General features: G+C 76.2%; 1 protein-coding gene. It reads left to right on the forward strand.

Translation table 11 applies throughout. The features are described from left to right. Window positions 1-3,238, forward strand: a 3,238-nt coding sequence (locus tag L6E12_RS33420; RefSeq protein ID WP_236231918.1) for a type I polyketide synthase, incomplete at both ends; no start/stop codon positions are given.

Consider the following 3,238-nt stretch of genomic DNA (forward strand, 5'->3'; position numbering starts at 1 on the left):
ACCCGCAGCAGCGGTTGCTGCTCCAGGCGTCCTGGGAGGCGCTGGAGCACGCCGGGCTGGACCCGCAGGCGCTGCGCGGCACCGACGCCGGGGTGTTCATCGGCGCCGCGACCGCCAACTACGGCGCGGGCCTGCCCGCCCTGCCCGACGGCGTCGAGGGCCACCTGCTCACCGGCACCGCGACCAGCGTCGCCTCCGGCCGCGTCTCCTACACCCTGGGCCTGGAGGGGCCCGCGGTCACCGTCGACACCGCGTGCTCGTCCTCGCTGGTCGCCCTGCACCTCGCCGCCGCCGCGCTGCGCTCGGGGGAGTGCTCGCTGGCCCTGGCGGGCGGCGCGACCGTGATGGCCGTGCCCGGCGCGTTCACCGAGTTCTCCCGCCAGGGCGGGCTGGCCCCCGACGGCCGGTGCAAGCCCTTCGCCGACGCCGCCGACGGCACCGGCTGGTCCGAGGGCGTGGGCGTGCTCGTGGTCGAGCGGCTGTCCGACGCCCGGCGCCACGGGCACCCCGTGCTGGCGGTGCTGCGCGGCTCGGCGGTCAACCAGGACGGCGCCTCCAACGGCCTGACCGCCCCCAACGGGCCCTCGCAGCAGCGGGTCATCCGCGCCGCGCTGGCCACCGCCGGGCTCTCCCCGTCCGATGTGGATGTCGTGGAGGCGCACGGCACCGGCACCCCGCTGGGCGACCCCATCGAGGCCCAGGCGCTGCTGGCCACCTACGGCCAGGACCGCGACCGCCCGCTGTACCTCGGCTCGGTCAAGTCCAACCTGGGCCACACCCAGGCCGCCGCGGGCGTCGCCGGGGTCATCAAGATGGTGCTGGCCCTGCGCCACCGCGTGCTGCCGCGCACCCTGCACGTCGACGAGCCGTCCTCGCGCATCGAGTGGGCGGACGGCGACGTGCGCCTGCTCACCGAGCCGGTCGACCTCGGCGGCGAGGACCGCGTGCTGCGCGCCGCGGTGTCCTCCTTCGGCATCAGCGGCACGAACGCCCACGTCGTGCTGGAGCAGGCGCCCGCGCCCGCCCCGGCCGCCGCGCCCGCGGCCGAGGTCGTGCCGTGGGTGCTCTCGGCCCGCACCGGCCCGTCGCTGCGCGAGCAGGCCGCGCGCCTGCTCGCCGCGGTCTCCGACCAGGGCGACGTCCCGGTCGCGGACACCGCGTGGTCGCTGGCCACCACGCGCTCCGCCTTCGACGAGCGCGCCGCCCTGGTCGGTGACCGCGAGACCCTGCTCGCCGGGCTGCGCGCCCTGGCCACCGACGGGTCGCACCCCGCGCTGGTGCTGGGCACGGCCGCCGCGCCGGGCCGGACCGCGTTCGTCTTCCCCGGTCAGGGTTCGCAGTGGGTCGGCATGGCCCGCGAGCTGGCCGCGGGGTCGACGGCCTTCGCCGCGCGGTTCGCCGAGTGCGGCGCGGCGCTGGCCCCGTTCGTGGACTGGTCGCTGGACGAGGTCGTCGACGACGCGGACCTGTTGGAGCGGGTCGACGTGGTGCAGCCCGCGTTGTGGGCGGTGATGGTGTCGTTGGCCGAGGTGTGGCGGTCGTGGGGTGTTGAGCCGTCTGCTGTGGTGGGTCACTCGCAGGGTGAGATCGCTGCGGCGGTGGTGGCGGGTGTGCTGTCGTTGGAGGACGGTGCCCGGGTTGTGGCGTTGCGGTCGCGGGTGTTGCGCCGGTTGGCCGGTCGGGGCGGCATGGTGTCGGTCGCCGCGGGCGTCGAGGCCGTGCGCGAACGGATCGACGCGTTCGGCGCCCGGCAGTCGGTGGCCGCGATCAACGGGCCCTCGGCCGTCGTGGTCTCGGGTGAGCCCGACGCGCTCGACGAGCTGATCGCCGCGTGCGAGGCCGACGGCGTGCGGGCCAAGCGTGTGCCGGTCGATTACGCGTCGCACTCCGCCCAGGTCGATGAGCTGCGCGACGAGCTGATGGCGGTGTTGGAGCCGGTTCGGCCGCGGGTCGGTTCTGTGCCGGTGTATTCGACGTTGACGGGTCGGGTGGAGGACGGCTCGGTGATGGACGCCGGGTACTGGTTCGACAACCTTCGGTCCACTGTGGAGTTCGCTGCTGCTGTGGAGCGGTTGGTGGCGGATGGTTTCGGGACGTTCGTGGAGTGCTCCCCGCACCCGGTGCTGACGATGGCGCTGCCGGAAGAGGTCATCGCTGTCGGGTCGTTGAAGCGTGATGACGGCGGGGTGCAGCGGATGCTGCTCTCGCTGGGTGAGGCCGTGGTGCGCGGGGTCAAACCGGACTGGAACGCCGTCGTGCCCGGCGGGCGCCGGGTCGACCTGCCCACCTACCCGTTCCAGCGCAAGCACTACTGGCTCACCGCCCCCGAGGGCCTGGGCCACCGCGCCGCCGACGACATCGAGACCCGGTTCTGGGACACCGTCGAGCGCGAGGACCTCGAAGACCTCGCGGACAGCCTCGACCTGGACCCCGACGGCCCGCTCAGCGTCGTCCTGCCCGCCCTCTCGGCCTGGCGGCGCAAGGGCCGCGCCCGCTCCACGCTCGACTCCTGGCGCTACCGGGTCGACTGGCGGCCGGTGCCCGACCCCGCGCCCGCCGTCCTGACCGGCGCTTGGGCCGTGGTCGTCCCCGAGGGCTTCGAGCGGCACCCGCTCGTCACCGGCGCGCAGGACGCCCTGGCCCGCCGCGGCGCCGACGTCCGCGCGGTCCTCGTCCCCGCCGACGCCGACCGGGCCGCGCTCGCCGCCCTGCTCCCCGCCGACGCCGCGGGCGTGCTCTCGCTGCTGGCCCTGGCCGAGGACGCCTTCCCCGGCCACACCTCGGCACGCCGGGGCGCGGTGCAGAACGTCCACCTGCTCCAGGCGATCGGGGACACCGGGCTGAGCGCACCGCTGTGGTGCGCCACCAGTTCCGCCGTCGCCGCCCAGTCCCCGGTGACCGCGCCGGTGCAGGCGATGGTCTGGGGCATGGGCCGGGTCGCCGCGCTCGAACACCCCGAGCGCTGGGGCGGCCTGGTCGACCTGCCCGCCGAGCTCGACGACCGCGCGGGCGACCGGCTCGCCGCGGTCGTGTCCGGGGCCACCGGGGAGGACCAGGTCGCCGTCCGCGCCTCCGGGCTGCTCGGCCGCCGCCTCGTGCAGGCGCCGCCGAGCCGCGAGCCCGAGCGGTGGGCCCCGCGCGGCACCGCGCTGGTCACCGGCGGCACCGGCGCCCTCGGCTCCGAGGTCGCCGCCTGGCTGGCCGAGCGGGGCGCGGCGCACCTGCTGCTGGTCTCCCG

The organism is Actinokineospora sp. PR83, from assembly GCF_021056305.1.
Taxonomy (GTDB): Bacteria; Actinomycetota; Actinomycetes; order Mycobacteriales; family Pseudonocardiaceae; genus Actinokineospora; species Actinokineospora spheciospongiae.